Source organism: Liquorilactobacillus sicerae (assembly GCF_029916425.1).
In the GTDB taxonomy this organism is placed as follows: domain Bacteria; phylum Bacillota; class Bacilli; order Lactobacillales; family Lactobacillaceae; genus Liquorilactobacillus; species Liquorilactobacillus sicerae.
In genome coordinates, this window is sequence record NZ_JAHAVQ010000137.1 from 1 (window position 1) to 535 (window position 535).

The window sequence follows — 535 nt, forward strand, 5'->3', positions numbered from 1 at the left end:
TTGGAAAACTGATAAAAGAGGCCAGGGCCGCATGATAAGGATTGATTTTATCGCGGATGTTAAAGCCGTGTTTAACACGGACAGCTGTTTCGATTGCTTTGGATCTCATCATTTCATCAGCAGCTTTTTGAGCAAGCTTTTGGGAAATATCGTCTCTAACCAAAGAATCCTTCACTAAAGAAATCTGTTGAGCAAAGGACTCCTGATTAGCGATCCTTTCTTTTTCAATCGCCGCATTCTCGGCATCGCGCTGGCCGTGGACCGAAACGTATTCCCCGGCAGCCATTGATATCATCCCGGCGATCGTCCCGGCAAAACCGGCAATAAAGATCACCCAATTGTCATTATCACGGCCCTGGGTTGCCGCAAAGACACCCAAGACAATCCCGGCGACCGAAATAATGCCGTCGTTTGCGCCCATGACACTGGCCCGGACAACATTGATCTTCTCAGCTAAATTCATATTCCTCTCCATATAAATAAAAATGGATATTTAATCCATTTTTATTTTAAAAACTTAATCTCTATTTTAAAT

At 43.7% G+C, this 535-nt stretch carries 1 protein-coding gene; it reads right to left on the minus strand.

What is annotated here, in order from left to right:
• A partial coding sequence (locus tag KH893_RS11665; RefSeq protein ID WP_281166262.1) for a VIT1/CCC1 transporter family protein occupies positions 1-463 on the minus strand: 463 nt, incomplete at its 3' end.
• Between the last annotated feature and the right edge of the window lie 72 nt (positions 464-535).